The organism is Paenibacillus sp. CCS19 (assembly GCF_033239625.1).
GTDB lineage: Bacteria > Bacillota > Bacilli > Paenibacillales > Paenibacillaceae > Paenibacillus_T.
Genome location: NZ_BTCK01000097.1, coordinates 1 through 1,560 on the forward strand (window position 1 = coordinate 1; position 1,560 = coordinate 1,560).

Sequence of the window (1,560 nt, forward strand, 5' to 3'; positions counted from 1 at the left end):
CAGGCTGTCGAGAAAGTCTCGACAGCCTTTTTAATGTCCATTTAGTTTATTACGACACCGCGTTAATATGGTATAATATTGGTAACTAATAAGAACGGATGGTGTCTTTAATGTTGCGTTCTAATCGAGACAAACAACAGAATTATGAGCTAGTGTCGATCGAAGATCTCGTGCCTGCTGACCACATGCTTCGCAAGATCGATAAGTATATCGATTTCTCATTTATTGATGAGAAGGTACGTCACCTCTATTGCCAAGATAATGGACGTCCAGCGGTTGATCCTCTTGTGCTCTTTAAGATGATCTTTCTCGGGTATTTCTATGGCATTCGTTCAGAGCGTCAATTGGAACGCGAAATTCAAACCAACATCGCCTATCGTTGGTTTCTTGGGCTTGGACTGACAGATCGCGTTCCGGATCACACCACGATTAGCTGGAATCGCAGAACTCGGTTCAAGGACACTTCCGTATTCCAAGATATCTTCGATGAGATCGTACTCCAAGCGATTTCACATCGTATGATTGGTGGACGTGTGCTCATCTCTGACTCGACGCATGTAAAGGCCAATGCCAACAAACACAAATACACCAAAGAACTAGTTCAGCAAAATACACGAGACTATGTAAATGAACTCAATGCTGCAATTGATGCGGATCGTAAGGAGCACGGAAAAAAGCTCTAAAACCACGGGAGGAGGTGAACGAAGACAAGGAAGTGAAGATAAGCACAACTGACCCGGACAGCGGGTATATGTACCGAGAAGGCAAGCCGGAAGGTTTCTTCTACCTGGATCACCGCACTGTTGATGTGAAGTACAATCTCATTACCGATGTCTTCGTCACCGCTGGCAATATGCATGATTCAGTGCCTTATCTCTCTCGATTAGATCGTCAACGGGAGCGTTTTAAATTTGCGGTTGAAGCTGTTGCGCTAGATTCTGGTTATATGACGACCCCCATTTGCAAAGGATTAGAAGACCGTAAAATCTTTGGTGTAATTGCGCATCGACGGTTTCACCCAACACAAGGCCTGCAGCCAAAATGGAAGTTTATCTATGAAACAGAACGCAATGTGTATGTGTGTCCTCAGCAACAAGAACTGACTTACCGAACAACAGACCGAAACGGCTACCGACACTACTCGTCGGATCCTAAGCTGTGTGCGGAGTGCCCGTTGCTGCAGCAGTGTACACGTTCAGCCAACAAACGAAAAATTGTTACCCGACACATTTGGGAAGCCAGTAAAGAGAACGTGAGACAGAACCGTTTAAGTAAGTCTGGTAAAAGGCTTTACAAGAAGAGAAAAGAAACGATTGAGCGAAGCTTCGCGGATGCTAAACAGCTCCACGGGTTTCGCTATTGCCGTTTGCGGGGGTTAAACAACGTGATGGAACAAGCGTTGATGACCGCTGCCGTACAGAACATGAAAAAGATTGCCCTTCACCTGGAACGGAGGGCGTGAAGGGGTAAAACCCTTTTTTCAAGCATCACTAACAGACGATTAAACACAAAGAGAAACCCAGCGTTTTGAAAAAAAACGTGGGTTTCTCTACAATCTGA

General features: G+C 45.1%; 1 protein-coding gene. It reads left to right on the forward strand.

The genetic code is table 11. The features are described from left to right. Positions 1-110 precede the first annotated feature (110 nt). Positions 111-1,462, forward strand: a protein-coding gene (locus SBI19_RS29330) for an IS1182 family transposase (RefSeq protein WP_317973070.1) whose coding sequence is annotated in 2 segments (ribosomal slippage) — positions 111-678 and positions 678-1,462 — 1,353 coding nt in all. Because the reading frame shifts where the segments join, the coding sequence is not laid out codon by codon here. Positions 1,463-1,560: the final 98 nt, after the last annotated feature.